This is a genomic window from Agrococcus sp. SGAir0287 (genome assembly GCF_005484985.1).
Taxonomy (GTDB): domain Bacteria; phylum Actinomycetota; class Actinomycetes; order Actinomycetales; family Microbacteriaceae; genus Agrococcus.
Genome location: NZ_CP027942.1, coordinates 2,103,032 through 2,126,631, shown reverse-complemented (window position 1 = coordinate 2,126,631; position 23,600 = coordinate 2,103,032). Strand labels below are relative to the sequence as shown.

The window sequence follows — 23,600 nt, the reverse complement described above, 5'->3', positions numbered from 1 at the left end:
GCCTCGAAGGGTGCACGGGGTCCTGTGGCGGTCCCTTTCGAGGCTCGCTGCGCTCGCACCTCAAGGGGCGGTCATGGGGTCCGCCTCGTTCTGCTTCCGCCTGTCGGGCGTCGCCCCTCCCGCTCCCTGAGGTGCGAGCGCAGCGAGCCTCAAAGGGTGCACGGGGTCCTATGGCGGTCCCTTTCGAGGCTCGCTGCGCTCGCACCTCAAGGGGCGGTCATGGGGATCCGCCTCGTTCTGCTTCCGCCTGTCGGGCGTCGCCCTTCCCGCTCCCTGGGGTGCGAGCGCGGCGAGCCTCGAAGGGTGCACGGGGTCCTGTGGCGGTCCCTTTCGAGGCTCGCTGCGCTCGCACCTCAAGGGGCGGTCTTCGGATTCGGCGAGCGTCCGCAGCCTCGAAAGGGTGCGCGCGGGTCGTGTGGCGGTCCCTTTCGAGGCTCGCTGCGCTCGCACCTCAAGAGGCGGGCCACGCGAGAAGCGGTCTCTGCAAGGGGCGGCCTCTGCGGGGGGCGGCCTCTCGACGGGGCGGCCTCTCGACGGGGCGGCCTCTGGATCCGGCGCGCACCCCGGACACGACGAAGGGGGCGCACCCGCAGGCGCGCCCCCTCCCATCCGTGCCGCGCGTCAGCGGTCGACGACCTCCGCGTCGACCGTGCCGTCGGTCACGGCCTGCTGCTGCTGCCCCGACGTGACCGCCTGCTGCTGGCCGCGCTTCAGTTCGGCGAGGCGCGCCTCGATCTCGATGTCGCGGTCGTGGTTCTCGAGCGCCTCGAACTGCGCGTCGAGGCTGGACGCGGCGAGCTCCTGCTGGCCGAGCACCTTCGCCTCCTCGCGGCGGATCTTCTCCTCGAAGCGGCCGATCTCGCTCGTCGGGTCCATGATGTCGATCGACTTGATCGCGTCGTGCACCTGCGACTGCGCCTGCGCGGTCTTCTGGCGCGCGATGAGCTCGGACCGCTTCGCCTTCAGCTCGTCGAGCTTCTGCTTCATGGTGTCGAGGCCGCCCTTGAGCCTGTCGACGACCTCGGTCTGCGAGCGGATCGACGGCTCCGCCGAGCGCGCCTCCGACTCCGACTGCATCTGCTTCGACAGCGCGACCTTCGCGAGGTTGTCGAACTTGTCGGCGTCGGGCGAGCCCTCGCTGCGCAGCTGGTCTGCCTTCTGGCTCGCCGCGAGCGCCTTGCGGCCCCAGTCCTGCGCCGCGCGCACGTCCTCCTGGTAGTCCTGCTCCTGCATGCGCAGGTTGCCGATCGTCTGCGCGATGGCCTGCTCGGCCTCGGCGATCGAGTTCGTGTAGTCGCGTACGAGCTGGTCGAGCATCTTCTGCGGGTCCTCGGCCTGGTCGAGGAGCGCGTTGACGTTGGCCCGCGCGAGCTGCGCGATGCGGCCGAGGATGGACTGCTTGGACATGGTCTGCCTTTCGAGTGCCGTCGTGGTCTGGATCGTGTGGATGGATGTCGCAGGTCGCGCGCCGCGTCGACTCAGAAGTCGCCGCCGCCGCCGTCGAAGCCGCCGAAGTCGCCGCCGCCGCCGAAGAAGCCGCCGAAGTCGCCCCCGCCGCTCGTGAACCCGCCGCCGTCGCCGCCGCCGAAGAATCCGCCGTCGCCGCCGGAGGCGGACGCTCCCCAGTCGCCGCCGCCGTGGTGCGAGCCGCCGCCCATGAGGATGTTGCCGAGCACCGAGCCCAGCACGCCGCCCATGACCGCGCCGCCGACGTTGCCCATGCCGCCGCCGAAGCCGCCGAGGTCGGGTCCGTCGAAGCCGCCGCGACGACCGCCGCGGTAGTAGGGGTTCCGCGGCGCGAATCCGCCGCCGCCGAAGCCGCGGACGTCCTCGTCCGCGTCGCGCATGGCCTGCTCGGCGCGCTCGGAGGCGCGCCGCGCCGCATCGGCGGCGGCGGCGACGTCGGTCGACTGCAGCCGCAGCGCCTGCGCGAGGTCCTCCTGCGCGAGCGCGAGCATCTGCCGAGCATGCGAGCCGACGGCGATGCGCCTCGTGGTGAGGAACTGCTCCGCGGCGTCGATGTTGGCGCGTGCCGACGCGAGCCAGCCCTGCAGCGAGGACGCCGCGCGACCCTGCCGCTCCGACTCCTCGCGCGACTGGCCCGTCGCCTGCTCGAGCGTGTCGTTCGCGCGCTGCAGCCTCGGCAGCACCTCGACGACGTCGACGGGCGTGCGCCGCGCGTCGGCGATCGCCTGCTCGGCGAGCTGGATGATCGGCGCGAGGTCGCCCGCGCCCCTCGGCAGCGAGCGCGCGACGGCGACGTCGGTCTCCGTGTCGTCGACGAGCGCGCGCAGCTGCTCCTCGGATGCCGCGAGGTCGTCGCCAGCGCGCTCGACCCCTGCGAGCAGGGACTGCGCCTGCGCGATCGCCGCCTCCGCCGCGTGCACCGCGATGGCCGCGCGGCCGGGCTCCGCGCCGCGCCCCTCGGCGACGGCCTCGTCGATCGCGGGCAGCAGGCGCTCGGCGCCGTCGATGTTCTGCTGCACGGGTGCGATCGACAGGCCCGTGTAGCGGTCGTCGAGCCGATCGAGGATCTGCTTCGCGCCCGCGATGCGGCGCTCGAGCTCGGCGCGGGCGCGTGCGGCGGCTTCGAGTGCCTGCGGCGCCGTGTGCTCGAGGTCTCGCAGCTCCTGGAAGCCCTTCGCCTGGCTTGCGAGCTCGGCGGTCGCACCCTCGGCGATCTGCAGGATGCGGCTCGACCAGTCGTGCCGCTCCTGGTCGGAGTCGGGGAACGCGTCGTCGAGCTGCTGCTGCAGCGTGAACGCCTCCTTGAGGCCGCCCTTCGCGCGCTCGACGGCCTGCGCGTACTGCGCGACGGGCTCGTCGCCGAACTGCGCCTGCGCGAACTGCAGCTCCTGCTCCGACTGCTGCACGGTGTCGTCGAGCTGCACGAGTGCGATGTCGGCGCGCTGCTTCAGCTGCTCGAGGCTCTGCTGCTGCTGCTCGATCTCGGCCTTCGCGGCGCGTGCCGTGCGTCGCCGACGCAGCACGAGGGCGCCGACGCCGACGGCGCCGCCGACGACGACGAGCCCGCCGACGACCGCGCCGCCGACGCCGAGGGCCTGCTGGCCGGGCGTCGCCGCGTCCTCCGCGATGCGATCGGCGAACGCGACGATCCCGCCCTCGATGTCGCCCTGGTTCAGCTCGGGCACGAGGTGGTTCTGGACCGCGTCGTCGATCTGCTCCGAGGATCGGTCCACGCCGGAACCCGTCGAGTACGCGTACTGGCCGTCGTCGAGCGCGATCGACAGGAGGACGGAGTCGGCGGGGAGTCCGGAGTCGACGGCCGACTGGTTCGACCAGTCGCCGGGCGCCGCGCCGTCGAACGACCGCACGACGACCGCGTACACGGGCACGGTCGACTCGGCGTTCGCGGCCTCGAGCGCCTCCGTCACGGCGGCGGCGTCGAGCGTGCCCGTCTCGTCGACGAACACGTCGCCGCCGAGGTCCACGGGATCCTCGGCGACGAGCGCCCCCGCGCTCAGACCGAGCCCCGCAGCCGCGGCGATGCCGACGGCCACGATCCCTCTGACGATGCTGGGCATCCATCCCCCCTCGGGTGGTCGCGTCACGGCGGGAGCCTACCCGGCGGGTCTACGCGAGAGCCGTGGGATTCGGGGGAGCGGGCGGGTGCTGTGAGCGAACGATCGTCAGGATGCGAACGGTGTGCCGGCGACGACGATGCGCGCGCCGCCCACGTCGAGCACGACGAGCGGCGACGGTGCGAGACCGGCCGGTCCGTACCCGCAGGCGACGGTCGAGCGAGCGAGGTCGATCGGCAGCTCGACGGTCGCGCCGGAGCCGATCGCGACCGGCCGCGTCGCCGCGTCCATGTCGAGCTCGGTCGAGGTCGCGACGAGGCCGCCGTCGAGCACGATGGTGCCGACCTCGCCGACGCCGACGTCGATCGTGATGGGGCTGGCGTTCGTCAGCACGAGCGCGGCATCCCCATCCGCCGGATCGTCCGAGAACGCGATGCCGAGGCCGGCGACGACCTCGCCTGCGGGCGTCGGCGGCGCGCACGCGTCCTGCGCGCCCCCTGCGGCCTCGGGCGCGCTGGACTGGAACGTCGACGCGTCCGGCTCCCCGCCGGAGGTCGCGGCCGGTGCCGGTGCGGCGGGCGCGCCGCTCGCGTCGCCCTGCTCCGCGGCGCCCTGCTCCTGCAGCGTCGACGTCACGGGATCCGGGCCGAGCAGCCCGGGCACGACCACGGGGGCGAGGAAGGCGAGGCAGCCGGCCACCGCCGCGACGCCCACGCCCACGACCTTCGGGCGGCGGCGGCGTCGCGCGTCGGCGACGACCGCGTCGACGTCGATCGTCGTCGTCGGCTCGGGCATCGCGCGCAGGCGCTCGCGCAGCTCGTCGTCGTTCACGACGCACCTCCCGCATCCTCGGTCGCGATCTGCTCGCGCAGCTTGCGCATCGCGTCGCTCACGTAGCGCTTCACGGAGCCGGGCGCGATGCCGAGCTCCTTCGCCGTCTCGTCGACCGAGCGATCCTCGTAGTAGCGCAGCACGATGCACGCGCGCTCGCGCGGGCTGAGGCGCTCGAGCCGCGCCGCCATGTCGAGGTGCGCGCCGGTGAGCGTCGAGCCGGAGTCGAGTCGCTCGTGGGGCACGACGAGCGGACGGATGCGCTGCCACCGCTGGCGGCGCCTGGCGCGGTCGAGGAAGCGGTTCGCGATCGCGCGGCGCACGTACGCCTCGGCCTGCTCGACCTCGAAGCCGTTGCGCAGGCGACCGAACGTCGCTGCGAGCGCATCCTGCACCAGGTCCCTCGCCTCCTCGTCGTCGCCGCACAGCAGCGCGGCGTATCGGGTGAGGGCAGCACCGCGCTCCGCGACCAGTCGGGTCACCACCTGCTCCCAGTGCGCAGCCATCCCTCCACCCTCTACGACGCCGAGCGGCCCGGATCGGTTGGGGCGGAGGCGAGATCGGCGTCGAGGGACGCCTGCATGCGTGCGGCGAGGCTGGGATGGTCGCCGCGCAGGTGGGCGATGACGCTCGCGCGGGTCTCGGGCGACTTGTTCTGCGAGAGCTTCGACTTCGCCGTCCACGATCGCACCGTCAGGCGCAGGCCCGTCGTGCCCATCGCGAGCCCGAGGTTCGTCTCGTCGTCGACGTCGAGACGCTTCGCGCCCGGCCGATCGCCCTCGAAGTGCGCCACGAGGCGCTCGAGGGTCGCGACGTTCTCGGCGTGGTCGACGACGGCGACGTCGCACACGGCGTGCACGGCCTCGAAGTTCCACGTCGGCACCTGGCCGGCGTCGGCGCCGACGTACCAGGAGGGCGACACGTAGTCGTGCTCGCCCTGGATCACGACGAGCATCGTGCCGAGGCCGGTCGCGCCGCCCCCGACGAGCCCGTGGAGGCGGGCGTCGGCGCGGCCGAGGTGCGTGACGAACGCGATGGCGTCGCCGTCGTTCGCGCCCGGGACCTCGTCGAGCAGCAGCGGGGTGTGGGAGGCGACGGGGTCGCCTGCGACGTGGCTGACGAGCGTCGCCCACGGATGCGCGACGACGAGGTCGCGCACGAAGCGGGGATCCTCGACGCGGTACTGGGGATTGGGCTGCACGCGTCGATCCTCGCATCCGCCCCGACGCCCGAGCGGCCGACGTCGCCGACGATCCAGCCTCGCACGCGGGATCGTGCGACGATCCGATGCATGGGACGTCGCACGATCCGAGGCAACCTGGCAGCCGACCCCGAGCAGCGCGCGGAGCACGCCGACGCCGTGACGACCTTCGTGGTCGTCGAGCGCACCGGGCGGTACGTGCGCGGGGAGCCGGTGTGGCACGAGGTGCCGACGACGCATCACGTCGAGGCGCGCTCGACGCTCGGCAGGCTCGCGGCGCGGACGCTGCGGCAGGGCCACGGCGTGACGGTGACCGGCAAGGAGCACACGGAGTCGTGGGAGGTCGACGGCAGGGCTCAGCAGCGTCGGGTCGTCGAGGCGACCACCATCGCCGTCGACCTCGCCCTGGGGCAGGAGGTCACGGTGGAGCTGCGTCGACCCGCCGGGGCGCTGGAGGCGGACTGGCCGGTCTTCGACGAGTAGGCGGGTCGTGCGACGGACCCCGTCGCGGAGGGTCGCGCTGCTCGGCGTGCTCGCGATGGCCCGGGTCGCGTGACGCGTGCTCGCCCTCGGCTCGCGCGCTCCCCGACGGCTGGTGGGGGAGACGCGACGGAGCCCCGACCGCCGATCGCGGTGGGGGCTCCGTGCTGGCGCGGTCGCGTCAGGCGGCGACGAGCGCGTCCGTCGCCTGGGCCGACGTCTGCTGCTCGAGGCGCCAGCGCACGTGGTTCAGCTGGCGACGCAGGCCGAACGGCAGACGCTCGAACTGGCTGAAGAACGCGTCGACGTCGACGAGCTCGGCGAGCCACGCCGGTGCGTCCACGGCGAGCAGCTCCTCGAGCACGCCCTCGGGCAGGTCGAGGCCCTCGACGTCGATCGCATCCTCGGTCGGCAGCACGCCGATCGCGGTGTCGACGCCGTCCGCCGTGCCGGCGATGCGGCCGGCGATCCACTCGAGCACGCGGGCGTTCTCGCTGAAGCCCGGCCAGAGGAACCCGCCGTCGGCGTCGCGGCGGAACCAGTTGACGCTGAAGATCGCGGGTGCGTTGCGGCCGAGGCGCTGGCCGACGTCGAGCCAGTGGCGGAAGTAGTCGCCCATGTCGTAGCCGCAGAACGGGAGCATCGCGAACGGGTCGCGGCGGATCTCGCCGACGGGGCCCTCGGCGGCCGCGGTCTGCTGGCTCGAGATCGTCGCGCCGACGTAGACGCCGTGCTCCCAGTCACGCGCCTGCATGACGAGCGGCACCTGCGTCGGCCGGCGTCCGCCGAACACGATCGCATCGATCGGCACGCCCTCCGGCGCATCCCAGTCGTCGGCGATCGACGGGCACTGCGAGGCGCGCACCGTGAAGCGGGCGTTGGGGTGCGCAGCGGGTCGGCCGGACTCCGGCGTCCACCGCTCGCCGCGCCAGTCGGTGAGCCCCTCGGGCGCGTGCTTCGTCATGCCCTCCCACCACACGTCGCCGTCGTCGGTGAGCGCGACGTTCGTGAAGATCGTGTCGCGGTCGAGCATGGCCATCGCCGTCGCGTTCGTCGCCTCGGAGGTGCCGGGTGCGACGCCGAAGAACCCGTTCTCGGGGTTGATGGCGTGCAGGCGGCCGTCGGCGCCGGTGCGCATCCAGGCGATGTCGTCGCCGATCGTCTCGACCGTCCAGCCCGGGATCGAGGGCTTCAGCATCGCGAGGTTCGTCTTGCCGCACGCGGACGGGAAGGCGGCGGCGAGGTGCAGGCGACGCCCGTCCTCGTGCGTCATGCGCACGATGAGCATGTGCTCGGCGAGCCAGCCCTCGTCGCGCGCCTGCACGGAGGCGATGCGCAGCGCGAAGCACTTCTTCGCCAGCAGCGCGTTCCCGCCGTACGCCGAGCCGAACGACCAGATCTCGCGCGTCTCGGGGAAGTGCGAGATGTACTTCGTCGTGTTGCACGGCCACGGGGAGTCGGCCCGGCCGGGCTCGAGCGGCGCGCCGACGGAGTGCACGGCGGGCACCCACTCGTCGCCCGCGGCGATCGCCTCGAGCACGCCGCCGCCGACGCGCGTCATGGCGTGCATGCTCGCCACGACGTAGGGGGAGTCCGTCAGCTCGATGCCGAGCTTGGAGATGGGGCCGCCGACGGGACCCATCGAGAAGGGGATGACGTACATCGTGCGACCGCGCATCGCGCCCTGGAAGAGGCCGCCGAGCGTCTCGCGCATCGCGGTCGGCTCGCGCCAGTGGTTCGTCGGGCCCGCATCCTCGTCGTCGACGGAGCAGATGAACGTACGGTCCTCGACGCGGGCGACGTCGTCGGGATGGCTGCGTGCGAGGTAGCTGCCGGGGCGAGCGGGCACCGGCACGATCGTGCCGGCCTCGAGCATGGTCTCGACGAGCGACGCGAACTCGGCGTCGGAGCCGTCGCACCACTGGATGGTCGCGGGCTCGGTGAGGCGGGCGACGCTCGCGACCCACGCGACGACCGACGGAGCGGTGCCGTCGGGGGCGCCGATGAGGGTGCGCGCGGCCTTGGCGGCGGATGCGCCGGCCGTCGGAGGCGGAGGAAGGATCGTCATGTCTTCCACCTTGCGCTGGCTTTCCCAACGATCCATGCAGATGGCGCACGAATGTTCAGTGGTTCTTTCGCTACGCTGCCGGTGTGAGCGATCTTGCAGTCCTCGGCCACCGCATCCGCCACTTCCGCACGCGCGCGGGCCTCACGCTCGACGGGCTGGGCGACCTCGTGGGGCTCGCGGGCAGCCAGCTGTCGCTCATGGAGAACGGCAAGCGCGAGCCACGTCTGTCGCAGCTGCAGGCCATCGCGGCCGCGCTCGAGGTGTCGACGACCGACCTGCTCTCGGAGGAGCCGCCCACCGAGCGCTCGCGGCTCGAGCTCGAGCTGCAGCGCCTGCAGGAGGGTGCCGTGTACTCGCGCCTCGGCCTGCCGACCGTGCGCGCGTCGAAGACGATGCCCGACGACGTGCTCGCCGCGCTCGTCGGGCTGCAGCGCGAGCTCGACCGGCGGTCGAGGGAGGCGATCGCGACGCCGGAGCAGGCGCGTCGCGACTCCACGGCGATCCGCCTGCAGATGCAGCAGGCCGACAACGCGATGCCCGAGCTCGACGCCCTCGCCGAGGAGCAGCTCGCCGCCGTCGGCCACGAGCGCGGCGCCCTCACGCACCGCGCCGTCGCCGACATGGCGCAGCGCATCGGCTTCGAGCTCGTCTTCGTCACCGACCTGCCGCACTCGACGCGCTCGGTGACCGACCTGGAGCACGGCCGCATCTACCTGCCGCCGGCGTCGATCCCCGGCGGGCACGGACTGCGCTCCATGGCGCTGCAGGCCATCGCCCACCGCCTGCTCGGCCACTCGGAGCCGACGTCGTACCGCGAGTTCCTGCAGCAGCGGCTCGAGATCAACTACTTCGCCGCCGCCACGCTCATGCCGCGTACCGCATCCGTCGAGTACCTGCGCCGCGCGAAGCAGGATCGCAACATCGCCGTCGAGGACTTCAGGGACGCGTTCGGCGTCACGCACGAGTCCGCGGCCATGCGCTTCACGAACCTCGCGACGGTCGACCTCGGGCTGCAGGTGCACTTCCTGCGCGTCGGCGACGACGGCGCCCTCATGCGCGCATACGAGAACGACGGGCTGCCGCTGCCGATGGATGCCTCGGGCGCGATCGAGGGACAGGTCGTCTGCCGCCACTTCGCGGCGCGCACGGCCTTCGACCGCGCCTCGCGCACGACGGAGTTCTACCAGTACACCGACACGCCGGCCGGCACATTCTGGTGCTCGTCGCAGACGGGCACGGGCACCGACGGCGAGTTCTCGATCACGGTCGGCGTGCCGTTCGACGCCGCGAAGTGGTTCCGGGGCTCGTCGACGCAGCGCCGCGACCAGTCGCGCTGCCCCGACAAGACGTGCTGCTCGCAGCCCGCGCCGGAGCTCGCCGAGCGGTGGCGGGCGAACGCGTGGGCGTCGGCCCGCATGCACCAGCACACGCTCGCGCCGCTGCCGTCGGGCACCTTCCCGGGTGTCGACGACGCCGAGCTCTACGACTTCCTCGAACGCCACGCGCCGGATCCGGCCGACGCCGACGCGACCAGGGCGGGCTGAGCGATGCTGCCGGGCAGGCGAGGCAGGCGCGATGCGCGCGGCGAGGCGCCCGTCTCCCTCGAGGAGGCAGCGAGCGCCCTCGCGCTCGCGCATCCGACGCTCGACGCCGGTACCGTGACGACGCTCGTGCACCACTCCCGCGACCTGCTGGCCGCGATCGACCCCGCGCACGAGCGGCTGCAGCAACGCGCCGTCGACCTCGCCGCAGCGCGTCTCGACGCGCTCGACGCGTCCGTGGCGCCCGGGGTGCCGCGCGTGCTGTTCCTCTCGACGCGCAACGACGGGATGTCGATCATCGCCGAGGCGCTCGTGCGGGCATCGGGCGCCGAGGTGCTGGCGTCGTCGGCGGGCGTGCGACCGGTCGCGGCGGTGCTGCGGTCGGTGACCGACGCGCTCGCCGAGGTCGGCGTCGACCACCCCGGCTTCCCGAAGCCGCTCACGAGCGAGGTGCTCGCGCGGGCGGACGTCGTCGTCACGATGCTCTGCGACGCGCCGCCGCTGCACGACGGGCAGCGCACGGAGGCGTGGGACCTCGCCGACCCCGCGGGGCTCGGCTCGAGCGCCGTGCGATCGCTGCGGGACGACATCCGCGTGCGCGTCGACGACCTGCTGGCGCGGCTGGCGTAGCGGCGGAGGCGCTGCGCGCCTGCGCTCCTCGACCAGCTGATGACGCAGCGGCTCCCACCGGACGCTCGACTCGGCTCACCCTCAGCTGGTCGAGGAGGCCCCGAGCGCAGCGAGGAGCCGTCACGAGACCCGTGGCAGCGTCGGACGTCGCGCTGCGTGCCGTGCCGCGCGGCGCGTCGGGTCTCGTGACGCGGAGGCGCTGCGCGTCTGCGCTCCTCGACCAGCTGGGGGTGCGGCGTCGCCGCGAGGGTCTGCCGGCCCAGAGGATCCGCCGCTACCGGCGCGGGCGGTACAGGCGCAGCGTCAGCGACGACGCGACGACGAGCACGCTCGACAGCGCCATCGCGAGGCCTGCGAGCATGGGCGTGAGCAGGCCGGCCATCGCGACCGGGATCGCGATCGTGTTGTAGGCGAAGGCCCACACGAGGTTCACGCGGATCGTCGTGAGCGTGCGGCGCGACAGCGCGATGGCGTCCGCCGCCGACTCGAGGTCGCCGTGGACGAGCGTGACGTCGGCGGCGTGCTGCGCGGCGTCGGTGCCCGTGCCCATCGCGATGCCGAGGTCCGCCGCGGCGAGCGCTGCGGCGTCGTTGACGCCGTCGCCGACCATCGCGACCGATCCGCGCGCCTGCGCCGCCCGCACGGCCTCGACCTTGTCCGCGGGCGTCGCGGCAGCGGTGACGTCGTCGATGCCGACCTCGGCCGCCACGGCGCGCGCCGCGCGCGGGTTGTCGCCGGAGACCATCGCGACGCGCACGCCCATGCGGGCGAGCCGAGCGACGGCCGCCGCGCTCGTCGGGCGCACCTCGTCGCGCACCGCGAGCACGCCGCGTGCCGCACCGTCCCACGCCACGACGACGGTCGTCGCGCCGCGCGACTGCGCCTCGTCGAGTGCCGCCGCGAGCGCGTCGGGCAGGGGAGCGGCCCACGCGCTCGCGACCCACGCCGCCGATCCGGCCTGCGCGGCGCGCTCGTCGACGACGCCTTGGATGCCGGCGCCGGCGTCGGCGCGCACCGACGCGGCGCCGGGCGCGTCCGGTGCCGCCGCGACGATCGCCCTCGCGATGGGGTGCTCGCTGCCGCGCTCGAGGGCCGCGGCGACGCGCAGCACGTCGTCCGCGTCCTCGCCGTCGGCGGCCACGACCGTCTCGAGCCGCATGCGGCCGGCGGTGATCGTGCCGGTCTTGTCGGCGAGCAGCACGCGCACGCGTCGAGCGGCCTCGAGGACGCGCGCGTCGCGGATGAGGATGCCGAGCTCGGCGCCCGTCGTCGTGCCCGCGAGCAGCGCCGTCGGCGTCGCGAGGCCGAGCGCGCACGGGCACGCGATGATGAGCGTCGCGATCGCGGCGGTGAACGCGCGCTGCACGTCGCCCGTCGCGACGATCCAGCCGACGAGCGTCAGCACCGAGAGCGCGACGACGACGGGCACGAACACCGACGAGATGCGGTCGGCGATGCGCTGCACCGCCGTCTTGCCCTCCTGCGCCTGCTCGAGCAGCCGCGCGATGCGCGCGAGCTCCGTGTCGCCGCCGACGGCCGTCGCGCGCACGACGAGCACCCCGGATCCGTTGATCGTCGCGCCGATCACCGCGGACCCCTCTGCGACCTCGACCGGCATCGACTCGCCCGTCACGAGCGACGCGTCGACGGTCGACGCGCCCTCGACGACGACGCCGTCCGCGGCGATCTTCTCGCCCGGCACGACGCGGATGCGGTCGCCGACGACGAGCGCGTCGACGGGCACCCGCTCCTCGCCCGCATCCGTGAGCCGGGTCGCCTCGCGGGCGCCGAGGCGCGCGACGGAGCGCAGCGCGTCCACCGAGCCGCGGCGCGCGCGGTGCTCGATGAGCCGCCCGGCGAGCAGGAAGGCGGTGACGGCGGCGACGACCTCGAGGTAGAGCCCCGCGTGCTCGCCGGTGGCGAGCAGCCCCTCCATGTGCATGCCCATCTCGCCGGCGCCGCCCCACACGAGCGCCCAGACCGACCAGAGGTAGGCGGCCGTGACGCCCATCGACACGAGCGTGTCCATCGTCGTCGCGCCGTGCCGCAGCGCCAGCACGGCGGCGCGATGGAAGGGCCACGCGGCGTAGACGGCGATCGGGGTCGCGAGCACGAGCGAGAGCCACTGCCAGCCCTCGACCTGCAGCGCCGGCACCATGCCCATCGCGACGACCGGGGTGCCGAGCACGACGGCGACGAACAGCCGCCACGTCAGCGGCGCGTCCGAGCGCTCCCGATCGGGCTCGGGCAGGGATGCGCCGTATCCCGTGGCCTCGACGGTCGCGATGGCGTCGGCGACGCTCGTGCCCTCGGGCAGCGTGACGTGCGCCACCTCGGTCGCGTAGTTCACGGTCGCCTCGACGCCGGGCATGCGGCCCAGGCGCCGCTCGATGCGAGCGGCGCACGACGCGCACGTCATGCCCTGGATCTCGAGGTCGACGACCTCGGCGGGCATCAGTCGACGAGCGTGTAGCCGGCCTCGTCGACCGCGGCGCGCACGGCGGCGAGGTCGAGCGGGCCGTCGGCGTCGACGCGCACCGTCGACGTGCCGCCCGCGACGAGGTCGACCTCGACGCCGCGGACGCCGTCGATGGCGCCGATCTCCTCGGTCACGGAGGCGACGCAGTGGCCGCACGTCATGCCGGTCACGGCGAAGGCCTGCGTGCCCGTCGGCGCGGCCGCCTCCGCGGCGCCACCGCCGCAGCATCCCCCTCCGCAGCACCCGCCCTGGTCGGCGGCGGCTGCGGGGGTCGTGGTGATCTCGACGTCCTGCTGCACGATGGTGCTCCCTCTCGTCACGAGCGGACGAGCCGGCCGATGGCCTGGCTCGCCTCGCGGATCTTGTCGTCGGCGACCGTGCCACCGGACCTCGCGGCCTCGGCGACGCAGTGCGCCAGGTGGTCGTCGAGCAGCTGCAGCGCGACGGTCTCGAGCGCCTTCGTGGCGGCCGACACCTGCGTGAGGATGTCGATGCAGTACTCGTCCTCCTCCACCATGCGCGCGATGCCGCGCACCTGGCCCTCGGCTCGCTTGAGCCTGCGGAGGATCGCCTGCTTGTCCTCGGCGTAGCCGTGGCTGTGCTGCTCCATGGTGCCACCATACCCCTTGGGGGTATCGGCGTCGACCCCTCCGCGCTCGACGACCTCGCGGCATCCCGGATCCGTCACCCTCCGAGCCGTACAGTGACCGCGTGACCACCGACGAACGCGCCGCCGCGGAGGCGAGGCTCGCGAAGCGCGACCTGACCCTCGACCTCGCCCGCGTCGTCTGCGTGCTGCTCGTGATCGTCGTGCACCTGCTCTTCGCGGGCGTGTCCGTGAGCGAGGACGGCATCGCCCTCGAGCGCACGCTCGAGCTGCAGCGCTGGTTCCCGGCCGCGACCTGGTTCGGGCTCATCATGCCGCTGTTCTTCGTCGTCGGCGGCTTCGCGTCGGCGGCGGGCTTCCGCAGCGCTCGCCGTCGCGGCGACGACCCCGAGGACTTCGCTCGCGTGCGGCTCGCCCGCCTCGCGCGGCCGTCGCTGCCCCTCTTCGTCTTCTTCGCCGTCGCGCTCGGCATCGCGGCGCTCCTGCCGGTCGACCCCGCGTTCGTCGACGGCGTCGCCGTCGGCGTCGGCTCGCCGCTGTGGTTCCTCGCGTCGTACATGCTCGTGCAGGCGCTCGCGCCGCTCATGATCGAGTGGCACGAGCGCCGCCCGAGGACGACGCTCGCCGTGCTCATCGCCGCCGCATGCTTCACCGACCTCGTGCGGATCCTCGTCGGCGAGCCGCTCGCGGGCCTGCCGAACGTCGCCTTCGTCTGGCTCGCCGTGCAGCAGCTGGGCTTCTGGATGCACGACGGCTGGTTCGCGGCGCGCCGCTGGTGGCAGCTCGTGCTCGTCGTCGTCGTGGCGTACGCGATCCTCGCGGTCGTCGTGCGCGTGGGCGACTACTCCACGAACATGCTGTCGAATCAGTTCCCGCCGACGGTGCCGCTGCTGCTGCTCGGCATCGCGCAGGCGTGCCTGCTGCAGCTGCTGCACCGGCCGCTCACGGCGCTCATGCGACTGCGCCCGGCGCAAGGCGTCGTCCTGCTGCTCGGATCGCGGCTCATGACGGTCTACCTCTGGCACCTGCCGCTCATCATGGTGCTCATCGGCGTGCAGCTCGTGCTGCCCTTCCCGCTGTCCTCGCCCGGATCGGGGCAGTGGTGGCTCGAGCGCATCCCCCTCTTCCTCGTCGTGCTCGCGCTCGTGTGCCTGCTGTCGATCCCGCTCGTGCGCTTCGAACGCGTCCAGCCGCTCGCGCCCGCGCCGCCGACGTGGCGCACGGTGCTCGCGATCGTGCTGTTCATCGCCCCGCCGTTCGCGATCATGACGTTCGGCATGGACCTCGCGCTCGCCGCGGCCGGCGTCGTCGGCACCGTCGCGGCGCTGCTGCTGGCCCGCATCCCGCTGCGCCCGGCGCCGTCAAGTCGCCTCATCCCTCGGTGAGCGCCGGCCCGCTCGGCTCCGGTCCTCGGTCGCTGCCCTAGGCTCCGGGCATGGAGACCACGTTCGACGCACCCGTCGACCCGGCGCTCGTCGCCCGCGCCCTCGCCCCCGCCCAGGAGGGCTCGGTCTGGCTCGACATGCCCGCCCCGCGGCATCCGCGGCTCACGGCGCACGTGCACGCCGACCTCGTCGTCGTCGGCGGCGGCTACCTCGGGCTGTGGACGGCGCTCAAGGCCGTGGAACGCGAGCCCGGCACGAAGGTCGTGCTCGTCGAGGCTCATCGGCTCGGCTGGGCGGCATCGGGCCGCAACGGCGGCTTCTGCGACGCGTCGCTGACGCACGGCCGTGCGAACGGAGAGGCCAGGTGGCCGGACGAGCTCGACGAGCTCGAGCGGCTCGGCATGGAGAACCTCGACGGGATGGGCGCCGACGTCGAGCGCCTCGGCCTGCAGGTCGAGTGGGAGCGCGCGGGCTCGCTCACCGTCGCGACCGAGCCGCACCAGGTCGAGTGGCTGCGCACCGAGGCCATCGAGGATCGCGGCGTCTTCCTCGACGCCGCGCAGACGCGCGCCGAGCTGGACTCGCCGACGTTCCTCGCCGGCTACCTCGATCGCCTCGGCACCGCGCTCGTGCATCCCGGACGTCTCGTGCACGAGCTCGCCCGCGCATGCGTCGACCGCGGCGTGGAGATCTTCGAGCGCTCGAAGGCGATCGCGCTCGACTCCGACGATCGCGGGGTCACGGTGCGCACGGGCGGCGGCAGCGTGCGCGCACCGCGCGCCATGCTCGCGACGAACGCCTTCCCGAGCCTGCTGCGGCGCGACCGGCTCTCCACGGTGCCGGTGTACGACTACGTGCTCGCGACGGAGCCGCTCACCGCCGAGCAGAAGGCGTCGATCGGCTGGGTGGAGCGTCGCGGCATCTCCGACGCCGCCAACCAGTTCCACTACTACCGGCTCACCGCGGACGACCGGATCGTGTGGGGCGGCTACGACGCCGTCTACTTCTACGGCGGACGGATCCGCCCCCACCACGAGCGCAGGCAGGCGTCGTTCGACCGCCTCGCCGCGCACTTCCTGACGACCTTCCCGCAGCTCGAGGACGTGCGGTTCGCCTACCGCTGGGCGGGCGTCATCGACACCTCGACGCGCTTCTGCGCCCAGTACGGGCTCGCGCGCGGCGGCAAGGTCGCGTACGCGAACGGCTTCACGGGCCTCGGCGTCGCGGCGACGCGCTTCGCGGCCGACGTATGCCTCGACCGGCTCACCGGGCTCGAGACCGAGCGCACGACCCTGCAGATGGTGCGCCAGCCGGCGATCCCGTTCCCGCCCGAGCCGTTCGCCTCGGCGGGCATCCAGGCGACGCGCTGGTCGCTCGACCGCGCCGACCACAACGCGGGCAGGCGCAACGCGCTGCTGCAGACGCTCGACGCGCTCGGCCTGGGCTTCGACTCGTGACGCGGGTGCGTCGCCTCGCGGACGTCGACGTGCCCGTCGAGGCGCTGCCCTCCGACGAGGTCGTCGCGGGTGCGCCGGCCGCGGGAACCGTCGCGCTCGCCACGATCGGCGGGGCCGAGGTGGGGCTCTGGCGCATGACGGAGGGCACCGCGACCGATGTGGAGGTCGACGAGGCGTTCGTCGTGCTCTCGGGTCGTGCGACGATCCGCTTCGCCGGCGGCGAGGCGATCGAGATCGCGTCCGGCGACCTCGTCACGCTGGTCGCCGGCGAGCGCACCGAGTGGACGGTGCACGAGGCGCTCACGAAGCTCTACGTGGCCTGACGTCGCCTGCGCGAGGCGGCCGCTCGATACGCCGACACGCTCGGCTCGCCGGGAAGCCAGAACCGCCACGGGAAGCGGCGGCCGTCGCCGCCGTCGCCGGAGACGCCGACGCGCGGTCCCGTGCGGTGCGGCATCGGCCGCGTGCGTGCGACGTCGTCGACCTCGAGCGTCCACGGACCGGTGCCCAGCAGGTCGGCGCCGTCGTCGGCGAGCGTGGCGCCGAGCGCCTGCGCCACGTTGCCGGGTCCTCGCGCGAGCTCGACGATGGGGGAGCGGCGCGGCCGCGCCTCGCGGCGCGCTCGCGCGAGCGGCTCGCCCTCGACGACGGCACCTGCACGCACGAGGATGCCGAAGCCCTCGCGGTCGCCGGCGACGACGTTGATCGCATGATGCATGCCGTAGGTGAAGTACGCGTAGAGGTGCCCCGCCTCGCCGAACATCGTCGCGTTGCGCCGCGTGCGCCCGCGGAACGAGTGCGCGCCGGGATCGTCGGCGCCGCGATACGCCTCGACCTCCGTGATGCGGATCGCGACGCGCCCCTCGGGGCTGGCATGGGCGAGCGTCGCGCCGAGCAGCAGCGGCGCGACGACGATCGGATCCCGTGCGAGCCAGGCGCGGTCGGGTCGCGTCATGGCGCGGGCCAGCCTCGCGCCCGCATCGCGTCGAGCCCGACGAGAGTCGTCTCGAGGATGAACGCGACGTACCAGGCCTCGCCGGCGCGCGTCGCCGCCTCGTCGCCGACGAACGGGTCGATCATCGACGACACGATGAGCTCGAGCACACCCTGGTCGGCGTCGGCCGCCCGCATGGCCGTGCGCATCGTCTCGAGGTCGCGCGGCCCGTCGTCCTCCACGAGGCGGCGATCGTCGCCCATGGCGAGCGCCGAGAGCGCGTTGTTCACGATCGCGGCGTAGGCCATGGCGGCGTGGTCGCCGAAGCCGTCGCGGAGCAGCACCTGCACGCCGCGCTCGACGGTGGGCAGCAGCGGCTCGAGCGTCGGTCCGTGCATGAGCAGCCACTTCGCGACGCCGTCGTGGGCGCCGATGATCTCGCGCGCGGGCAGCACGAGGGCTCGGTACCAGTCCTGCCACGGGAGGTCGGCGTCGGGGATCGAGATCTGGGCGATGACGTGCTCGACGACGCGGCGCACGATGACGTCCTTGCCGCCGACGTGGTGGTACAGCACCGAGGCGGCGACGTCGAGCCGGCGCGCGAGGTCGCGCACCGACCAGCCCATGAGGTGGGTCTCGCGCGTGAGGGCGACGGCCTCGGCGACGATGCGGTCGGGGGTCAGGCCCGCGTGGAAGGGCGCGTCGTCGGTCATGGGCCTCCGTCGTGACGATCGCTCCAGCATCGCGCATCTCGACGCGACAGCGTGACGCGACCGCCTCGACGCGGTAGCGTGGATTCGAACGCCGTTCTACCACCGATCGAGGGACGCAGGCTCCATGACCGCCGAGAGCTCCGTGGGAGGTCGCGCACCGCTCGTGGGCGCGCTCGCCGCCGTGCTGCTCGCTGCGGTCGCGCAGGTGACGATGCAGCCCGCATCCGCCCCGCTCGTGCTCGAGCTCGGGCTCGAGCCGTGGCACGTCGGCCTCGCGGTCGCCGCCTCGGCGGCGATGATGCTCCTCGCGGTACCGGCGTGGATGCGAGCCGTCGTGCGCTTCGGCGCGCGCGGGCCGATCGTGGGCGCGATGCTCATCGCGACGGCGGCCATGGCCGTCGTCGCGCTGCTCGTGATGCTCGCGACGCGCGTGGCGATCGACGCGTGGGTCCTCGTCGTCGCCCTCGTCGGGCTTCGCGGGCTCGCGCTCGGAGCGTGCCTCGCCGCCGTCGTCCCCGCGGCGCGCCTCGTCATCGACGCGACGCAGGACGACGCGTGGCGCATGCGCGGCCTCGCCGGCATCGCCTCCGTGCAGGGCTTCTCGATCGTGGTGGGCGTCGCCGTCGGCGGCGGCCTGTCGACGTTCGGCGCCCTCGTCCCGATCGCCGTGGCACCCGTGCTGCTCGGCGTCGGCGCCGCTGCCGTCGCGATCGCGGTCCCCGGCGGCGTCCGAGCGCCCGCTCGAGCGCGGCCCGGACGGTCGCCGCGCCTGGTCGACGCGCGCACCTGGCCCCTGTTCGTCGCGGCGCTCGCGGTGTGCGCAGCGATCGCGTGCGTGCAGATCGTCCTCGGCTTCGTGCTGCACGAGCGGTTCGCCCTCGGTCCCGCGACGACCGGCTTCGCGACCGGATGGGTGCTGCTCGCGGGCGGCCTGTCGGCGGTCGTCGCCCAGACGCGCCTCGCGCGCGCGGCGACGCGCGCGACGGCGCTCGCGCGCGTCGGCATCGCCGCGGCCGCCGTGGGCGTCGGTTGCCTCGCCCTCCCGTCCGGCTTCGTCGGGCTGCTCGTCGCGATCGTCGTCGCCGGCGTCGGCGTCGGGCTCGCGCTGTCGGGGATCGCGCGGGCTGCCGGCGTCGCGACGCGCGACCGCGCGCGCACGCAGCTGCTCGTGGGCACGGCGACGGTGCTCGGCGTCGTCGCCGGACCGCTCGTCGGCACCCTGCTGCTCGGGGTCGGGACCGCGGCACCGTTCGTCGCGTGCGCCGCGGCGCTCGTCGGCGCCTTCGCGCTCGCGCTCGCGCATCCGGCGTTCCGAACGGCAGCCGCGCCGACGCCGCTCGCGGAGACGGCGACGAGCTGAGTCGTCCTGGGCGGGGGCCTTGTGGGCCGCCGTCGAGGGCCGGGTCGCGTGACGTGGGTCATGCGGTGCTTGCGCCCTCGATGGGATGCGAACCCGCGCGGTGGGCCGCCGTCGCGAGCCGGGTCTCGTGACGGGGGCCATCCGGGTGTTGCGCCCTCGATGGGATCCGAACCCGCGGGGGCCCGGTGGGCCGCCGTCGCTGGCCGGGTCGCGTGACGCGGGTCATGCGGTGCTTGCGCCCTCGATGGGATCCGAACCCGCGGGGGTCCTGTGGGCCGCCGTCGCGAGCCGGGTCTCGTGACGCGGGTCATGCGGTGCTTGCGCCCTCGATAGGATTCGAACCTACGACCTTCTGCTCCGGAGGCAGACGCTCTATCCCCTGAGCTACGAGGGCAGGGGCTGGATCAGGCTAGCACCCGGGCGCGCATGCGCCGTCCACCCAATCCATCCCCGACGCGAGGAGCCGCCGTGGTGCGCACCGTGCACGCCGAGTTCGCGATGGACGTCGACGGCGAGGCGGAGTTCCTGCTGCTGCTGCTGCCGGCCGCCGGCCACGACGCCGACGAGACGCTCGTCGTGACCGTCGACGACGAGCCCGTCTCCTGGACGGAGCGCGCGGGCCGCCACGGCACGCGCGAGCTGGTGCTCACGGCGGGTCCCGGCCGCCTCGCCTGCACGTTCGACGCGACGATCGGCGAGCGCGCAGGAGCCGGCGCCGAGGAGGTCGAGGACGTCGAGCTCGATCGCTACCTCGCGGCCTCGCGCTACGTCGAGGTCGACGAGCTGCGCGACTTCGCCTCCGAGCGCTTCGGTCGCGCGGAGGGGTGGACGGCCGTCGACGCCGTCGTGCGCTACGTGGCCCGGCACCTCGAGTACGACATGGATCGCTCCGCGATCGACGACGGTGCGGTCGCGACGCTGCGCAAGGCCGGCGGCATGTGCCGCGACTACGCGCACGTCGTCATCGGGCTCTGCCGCGCGCTCGGCATCCCAGCGCGCTACGCCTCCGTCTACGCGCCCGCGCTGCAGCCGCCCGACTTCCACGCGGTCGCCGAGGTGCACCTCGACGGCGGATGGTGGGTCGTCGACGCCACGCATCTCGCGCCGCGCGGCAGCATGGTGCGCATCGCCACCGGCGTCGACGCCGAGGAGACGGCGTGGGCGACCAACTCGGGTGGATGGGTCACGCTCGACGGCCTCGAGGTCGAGGCCCATGACGACGCGCTGCCCGACGACGCCGCCGACGATCCCAGCGAGCGCATCCGCCTCGCCTGAGGCTCAGCCGAGGTTCGCCGCGACCTCGTCGAGGAGGGCCTGCGCTCCGGCGTCGTCGCCCTCGAAGTACCGCGAGGCGACGACGATGCCCCAGCCGTCGACGACGGCGGAGCGGCCGGGCAGCGACGTCGGCGACGGGGCGTCGTCGACGTCCTCGAGCACGCCCACGAGCAGCACGTCGCCGCTCGTCGCATGCTGCCAGGCGCACAGCACGCCCGACTCGGCGTAGGCGTCGAGGTCCGCCGGGATGCCGGAGGCCGGCGTCGCGGTCGCGAGCATCTCGGGATTGAAGGCGTAGACCTGGTCGGGCGTCAGCACGTCGTCGCATGCGAGGTCGAGGTCGCCCGCGACGGGACCGGGCGCGAGCGGGTCGGACGGCGCAGGGTCGAAGTTCGACGGATTCGGGTCGGAGGGGATGGGCTCCCCGCTCGCGTCGAGCGACGGCGATGGCGATGGCGGCTGGGGATCGGCGTCGAGCGCGCCCGGCGAGCAGGCGGCGAGCGCGAGCGCCGACGAGGCGGCCAGGACGGCGACGAGCGCGCGAGAGCGAGGCATGCGGCCAGCATAGGATCGAGGGATGCATCCCGCCGCGCTCGCCGAAGCCCTGCTCGCCGCCGTGCAGGCGGTCGTCGGAGACCGCGCGGAGGTCGCGGCCTCCGACATCGTGCTCGAGCGGCCCCGCAGCCGCGAGCACGGCGACTGGACGACGAACGCGGCGATGCGCCTCGCCAAGCGCGTCGGCGTCGCTCCGCGCGACCTCGCGGCGCAGCTGCAGGAGCGCATCGCGACGATCGAGGGCGTCGCGGCCGTCGAGGTCGCCGGCCCCGGCTTCCTCAACCTGCGGCTCGACGCGGCGGCCGCGGGCGAGCTCGCGCGCACGATCGTCGAGGCGGGCGGCGCGTACGGCCGCGGCGACTCGCTGCAGGGCCTCGCGATGAACCTCGAGTTCGTCTCCGCCAACCCCACGGGCCCGCTGCACCTGGGCGGCACCCGGTGGGCGGCCGTCGGCGACTCCCTCGCCCGCATCCTCGAGTCGCAGGGCGCGCGCGTGACGCGCGAGTACTACTTCAACGACCACGGCGCGCAGATCGACCGCTTCGCGCGCAGCCTCGTCGCCGCGTGGCGCGGGGAGGCGGCGCCGGAGGACGGCTACGGCGGCGACTACATCGGCGACATCGCAGCCCGCGTCGAGGCCGCGAGCGAGATCGACCTGCTCGACCTCGACGACGCTGCGCTGCAGGAGCACTTCCGCGAGCACGGCGTGCAGATGATGTTCGGCGAGATCAAGCAGTCGCTCGCCGACTTCGGCGTCGTCTTCGACGTCTACTTCCACGAGCACGACGTGCAGGCGAACGGCGACGTCGAGCGCGCGATCGAGCGGCTCCGCGAGCGCGGGCACGTCTTCGTCGAGGACGGCGCCACGTGGCTGCGCACGACGACGTTCGGCGACGACCGCGACCGCGTCGTCGTGCGCTCCAACGGCGCGCCAGCGTACTTCTCGGGCGACCTCGCCTACTACCTCAACAAGCGCGAGCGCGGCTTCGACCAGTGCCTCATCATGCTCGGCGCCGACCACCACGGCTACGTCGGCCGCATGATGGCGATGTGCGAGGCCTTCGGCGACGAGCCGGGGGTGAACCTGCAGATCCTCATCGGTCAGATGGTCAACCTCGTGCGCGACGGCAAGCCCGTGCGCATGTCGAAGCGCGCCGGCACGATCGTGACGCTCGAGGACCTCGTCGAGGCGGTCGGCGTCGACGCCGCCCGCTACTCGCTCGCCCGCTCGAGCGTCGACACGCCGCTCGACATCGACCTCGAGCTGCTGCAGAGGCGCTCGAACGACAACCCGGTCTTCTACGTGCAGTACGCCCACGCGCGCACCTCGGCAGTGGCGCGCAACGCGGCCGCCGCGGGCATCGACCGCTCGGCGTTCGACGCGTCGACGCTGGACCACGAGACGGAGGCCGCGCTGCTCGGCGCCCTCGCCGACTTCCCGCGCGTGCTGACGCAGGCCGCGCAGCTGCGCGAGCCGCACCGCATCGCCCGCTTCGCCGAGGAGCTCGCGGGCCTCTACCACCGCTGGTACGACGCGTGCCGCGTCGTGCCGCAGGGTGACGACCCGATCGACGACCGCAATCGGTCGCGCCTGTGGCTCAACGACGCCACGGGCCAGGTGCTGCGCACCGCCCTCGGCCACCTCGGCGTGAGCGCGCCCGAGCGGATGTAGCGCCGTGGCCAGGCGGCTGGTGCGGGTGGGCCTCGGCCTCGCGGGCATCGGCGCGCTCCTGGGCGCCACCGTCGTCGCCGACGTCGTCGTGCGCGGCGAGATGGAGCGCGTCGCCCGCGAGGAGATCGCCGTCGCGCTCGCGCTGCCCGACCCCGACGCGGTCGACGCCGAGATCGAGGGCGGCAGCGCCATCCTGCAGCTGCTGCTCGGATCCGTCGACCACGTCGTCATCACCGTCGACGATCTCGACCTCGGCGTCGCCACCGGCACGTTCCACGCCGAGATCTACGACCTGCCGACGAACCCCCTCACGCCCATCCCTCGCGTCTACTCCTACATCTCGCTCGACCACGACTCCGTCGTGCGCCTCACGGGCGAGTTCGTCGACGCACCCGTGCGCGACGTGACGCTGCGGCCGCCGGCGCTGCGCGTCGAGGTGTCGACGACGCTGCCGACGCGCATGGCTCCGACGGACGTGACCGTCGTCGTCGAGCCGGTGACGCGCGGGTCGCGCATCGTGCTCGTGCCGCAGACGGTGGAGGTCGGTGGGGCGGAGCTGTCGCCGTCCGAGTTCGAGGAGCGCTACGGCGTCGCGACGTCGGCGCTGTTCGACCAGACGGGCTTCTGCGTCGCCGACTCCGTGCCGACGACGATGGAGATCGCCGACGTGCGGGTGTCGAACGGCGCCGTGCTGCTCGTCTTCGCGATCGACCAGCGCTCGGTGCTGCAGCTGCAGTCGCCGCACGGCTCCTGCGTCGGCTGACGCGTCGACGTATGACGGGCGGGTCGGATGCGCCATGCCGCGCCCGGTAGGCTGGCCGCGTCAGGCTTCAGGGGCCAAGCCGGGTCCGCTCGCCTGCTGATCCGAGC

At 73.8% G+C, this 23,600-nt stretch carries 22 protein-coding genes and 1 tRNA gene; 10 read left to right on the top strand and 13 right to left on the bottom strand.

Annotation, left to right across the window (positions count from 1 at the left end):
• Nucleotides 1–621: 621 nt before the first annotated feature.
• The 5 genes from C1N71_RS10110 to C1N71_RS10090 form a co-directional block, all read right to left on the bottom strand.
• A complete protein-coding gene (locus C1N71_RS10110; protein ID WP_137756279.1) occupies nt 622–1,407 on the bottom strand; it encodes a PspA/IM30 family protein in 786 nt (261 codons plus the stop codon).
• Nucleotides 1,408–1,478: 71 nt separating this feature from the next.
• Nucleotides 1,479–3,545, bottom strand: coding sequence for a TPM domain-containing protein (locus C1N71_RS15460; protein WP_137756278.1), 2,067 nt, complete (start codon nt 3,543–3,545; stop codon nt 1,479–1,481).
• 105 nt (nt 3,546–3,650) lie between these two features.
• The gene (locus C1N71_RS10100) at nt 3,651–4,373 is read right to left on the bottom strand and encodes a hypothetical protein (protein WP_137756277.1); all 723 of its coding nucleotides are present in this window, start codon (nt 4,371–4,373) and stop codon (nt 3,651–3,653) included.
• Complete coding sequence (locus C1N71_RS10095) at nt 4,370–4,879, bottom strand: sigma-70 family RNA polymerase sigma factor (RefSeq protein ID WP_137756276.1); 510 nt, start codon at nt 4,877–4,879, stop codon at nt 4,370–4,372. Before C1N71_RS10095 ends, C1N71_RS10100 begins: the two co-directional genes overlap by 4 nt.
• A gap of 11 nt (nt 4,880–4,890) precedes the next feature.
• Nucleotides 4,891–5,574: an FMN-binding negative transcriptional regulator gene (locus C1N71_RS10090; protein WP_175414179.1), complete on the bottom strand. Its 684-nt coding sequence runs from the start codon at nt 5,572–5,574 to the stop codon at nt 4,891–4,893.
• 90 nt (nt 5,575–5,664) lie between these two features.
• On the opposite strand from C1N71_RS10090, the gene C1N71_RS10085 reads away from it, so the two are divergent.
• A complete protein-coding gene (locus tag C1N71_RS10085) occupies nt 5,665–6,057 on the top strand; it encodes a single-stranded DNA-binding protein (RefSeq protein ID WP_175414178.1) in 393 nt (130 codons plus the stop codon).
• A gap of 178 nt (nt 6,058–6,235) precedes the next feature.
• On the opposite strand, the gene C1N71_RS10080 is transcribed toward C1N71_RS10085, so the two are convergent.
• Nucleotides 6,236–8,122, bottom strand: a complete 1,887-nt coding sequence (locus tag C1N71_RS10080) for a phosphoenolpyruvate carboxykinase (GTP) (protein WP_137756274.1) — start codon at nt 8,120–8,122, stop codon at nt 6,236–6,238.
• Nucleotides 8,123–8,205: 83 nt separating this feature from the next.
• Here C1N71_RS10080 and C1N71_RS10075 point away from each other — a divergent pair, with 83 nt between their 5' ends.
• Nucleotides 8,206–9,666, top strand: a complete 1,461-nt coding sequence (locus C1N71_RS10075) for a helix-turn-helix domain-containing protein (RefSeq protein WP_254677976.1) — start codon at nt 8,206–8,208, stop codon at nt 9,664–9,666.
• A gap of 3 nt (nt 9,667–9,669) precedes the next feature.
• On the top strand, nt 9,670–10,293 hold the full coding sequence (locus tag C1N71_RS10070; RefSeq protein WP_137756272.1) for an arsenate-mycothiol transferase ArsC: 624 nt from the start codon (nt 9,670–9,672) through the stop codon (nt 10,291–10,293).
• 274 nt (nt 10,294–10,567) lie between these two features.
• On the opposite strand, the gene C1N71_RS10065 is transcribed toward C1N71_RS10070, so the two are convergent.
• From C1N71_RS10065 to C1N71_RS10055, 3 genes are read right to left on the bottom strand one after another with little or no spacing between them, the layout of a single operon-like run.
• Nucleotides 10,568–12,748, bottom strand: coding sequence for a heavy metal translocating P-type ATPase (locus C1N71_RS10065; protein WP_137756271.1), 2,181 nt, complete (start codon nt 12,746–12,748; stop codon nt 10,568–10,570).
• A complete protein-coding gene (locus tag C1N71_RS15345) occupies nt 12,748–13,071 on the bottom strand; it encodes a heavy-metal-associated domain-containing protein (RefSeq protein WP_254677975.1) in 324 nt (107 codons plus the stop codon). Before C1N71_RS15345 ends, C1N71_RS10065 begins: the two co-directional genes overlap by 1 nt.
• A 17-nt stretch (nt 13,072–13,088) precedes the next feature.
• Nucleotides 13,089–13,382, bottom strand: coding sequence for a metal-sensitive transcriptional regulator (locus tag C1N71_RS10055; protein WP_137756270.1), 294 nt, complete (start codon nt 13,380–13,382; stop codon nt 13,089–13,091).
• Nucleotides 13,383–13,483: 101 nt separating this feature from the next.
• Between C1N71_RS10055 and C1N71_RS10050 the strand changes: the two genes are divergently transcribed.
• The 3 genes from C1N71_RS10050 to C1N71_RS10040 are packed head-to-tail and all read left to right on the top strand — an operon-like array spanning nt 13,484 to nt 16,544.
• Nucleotides 13,484–14,764, top strand: a complete 1,281-nt coding sequence (locus C1N71_RS10050) for an acyltransferase family protein (RefSeq protein ID WP_137756269.1) — start codon at nt 13,484–13,486, stop codon at nt 14,762–14,764.
• A gap of 50 nt (nt 14,765–14,814) precedes the next feature.
• Nucleotides 14,815–16,221: an NAD(P)/FAD-dependent oxidoreductase gene (locus tag C1N71_RS10045; RefSeq protein ID WP_137756268.1), complete on the top strand. Its 1,407-nt coding sequence runs from the start codon at nt 14,815–14,817 to the stop codon at nt 16,219–16,221.
• Nucleotides 16,218–16,544 (top strand): cupin domain-containing protein, encoded by a 327-nt coding sequence (locus tag C1N71_RS10040; RefSeq protein ID WP_137756267.1) that lies wholly within the window; start codon nt 16,218–16,220, stop codon nt 16,542–16,544. The genes C1N71_RS10045 and C1N71_RS10040 overlap by 4 nt, the downstream gene beginning before the upstream one ends.
• On the opposite strand, the gene C1N71_RS10035 is transcribed toward C1N71_RS10040, so the two are convergent.
• Nucleotides 16,532–17,176: a DNA-3-methyladenine glycosylase gene (locus tag C1N71_RS10035; RefSeq protein WP_137756266.1), complete on the bottom strand. Its 645-nt coding sequence runs from the start codon at nt 17,174–17,176 to the stop codon at nt 16,532–16,534. The two genes, C1N71_RS10040 and C1N71_RS10035, sit on opposite strands and share 13 nt — an antisense overlap.
• A complete protein-coding gene (locus C1N71_RS10030) occupies nt 17,173–17,868 on the bottom strand; it encodes a TetR/AcrR family transcriptional regulator (protein WP_137756265.1) in 696 nt (231 codons plus the stop codon). The genes C1N71_RS10035 and C1N71_RS10030 overlap by 4 nt, the downstream gene beginning before the upstream one ends.
• Before the next feature lie 124 nt (nt 17,869–17,992).
• On the opposite strand from C1N71_RS10030, the gene C1N71_RS10025 reads away from it, so the two are divergent.
• On the top strand, nt 17,993–19,228 hold the full coding sequence (locus C1N71_RS10025; protein ID WP_137756264.1) for an MFS transporter: 1,236 nt from the start codon (nt 17,993–17,995) through the stop codon (nt 19,226–19,228).
• 321 nt (nt 19,229–19,549) lie between these two features.
• On the opposite strand, the gene C1N71_RS10020 is transcribed toward C1N71_RS10025, so the two are convergent.
• Nucleotides 19,550–19,622 (bottom strand) — tRNA-Arg (locus C1N71_RS10020).
• A gap of 74 nt (nt 19,623–19,696) precedes the next feature.
• Between C1N71_RS10020 and C1N71_RS10015 the strand changes: the two genes are divergently transcribed.
• Nucleotides 19,697–20,503, top strand: coding sequence for a transglutaminase-like domain-containing protein (locus C1N71_RS10015; RefSeq protein ID WP_175414177.1), 807 nt, complete (start codon nt 19,697–19,699; stop codon nt 20,501–20,503).
• Nucleotides 20,504–20,506: 3 nt separating this feature from the next.
• Here C1N71_RS10015 and C1N71_RS10010 read toward each other — a convergent pair whose 3' ends face one another.
• On the bottom strand, nt 20,507–21,058 hold the full coding sequence (locus tag C1N71_RS10010) for a hypothetical protein (RefSeq protein WP_137756262.1): 552 nt from the start codon (nt 21,056–21,058) through the stop codon (nt 20,507–20,509).
• Nucleotides 21,059–21,080: 22 nt separating this feature from the next.
• Between C1N71_RS10010 and argS the strand changes: the two genes are divergently transcribed.
• Nucleotides 21,081–22,730, top strand: a complete 1,650-nt coding sequence (gene argS / locus C1N71_RS10005) for an arginine--tRNA ligase (protein ID WP_137756261.1) — start codon at nt 21,081–21,083, stop codon at nt 22,728–22,730.
• Between the two features lie 4 nt (nt 22,731–22,734).
• Nucleotides 22,735–23,493: an LmeA family phospholipid-binding protein gene (locus tag C1N71_RS10000; protein WP_137756260.1), complete on the top strand. Its 759-nt coding sequence runs from the start codon at nt 22,735–22,737 to the stop codon at nt 23,491–23,493.
• Nucleotides 23,494–23,600 lie beyond the last annotated feature (107 nt).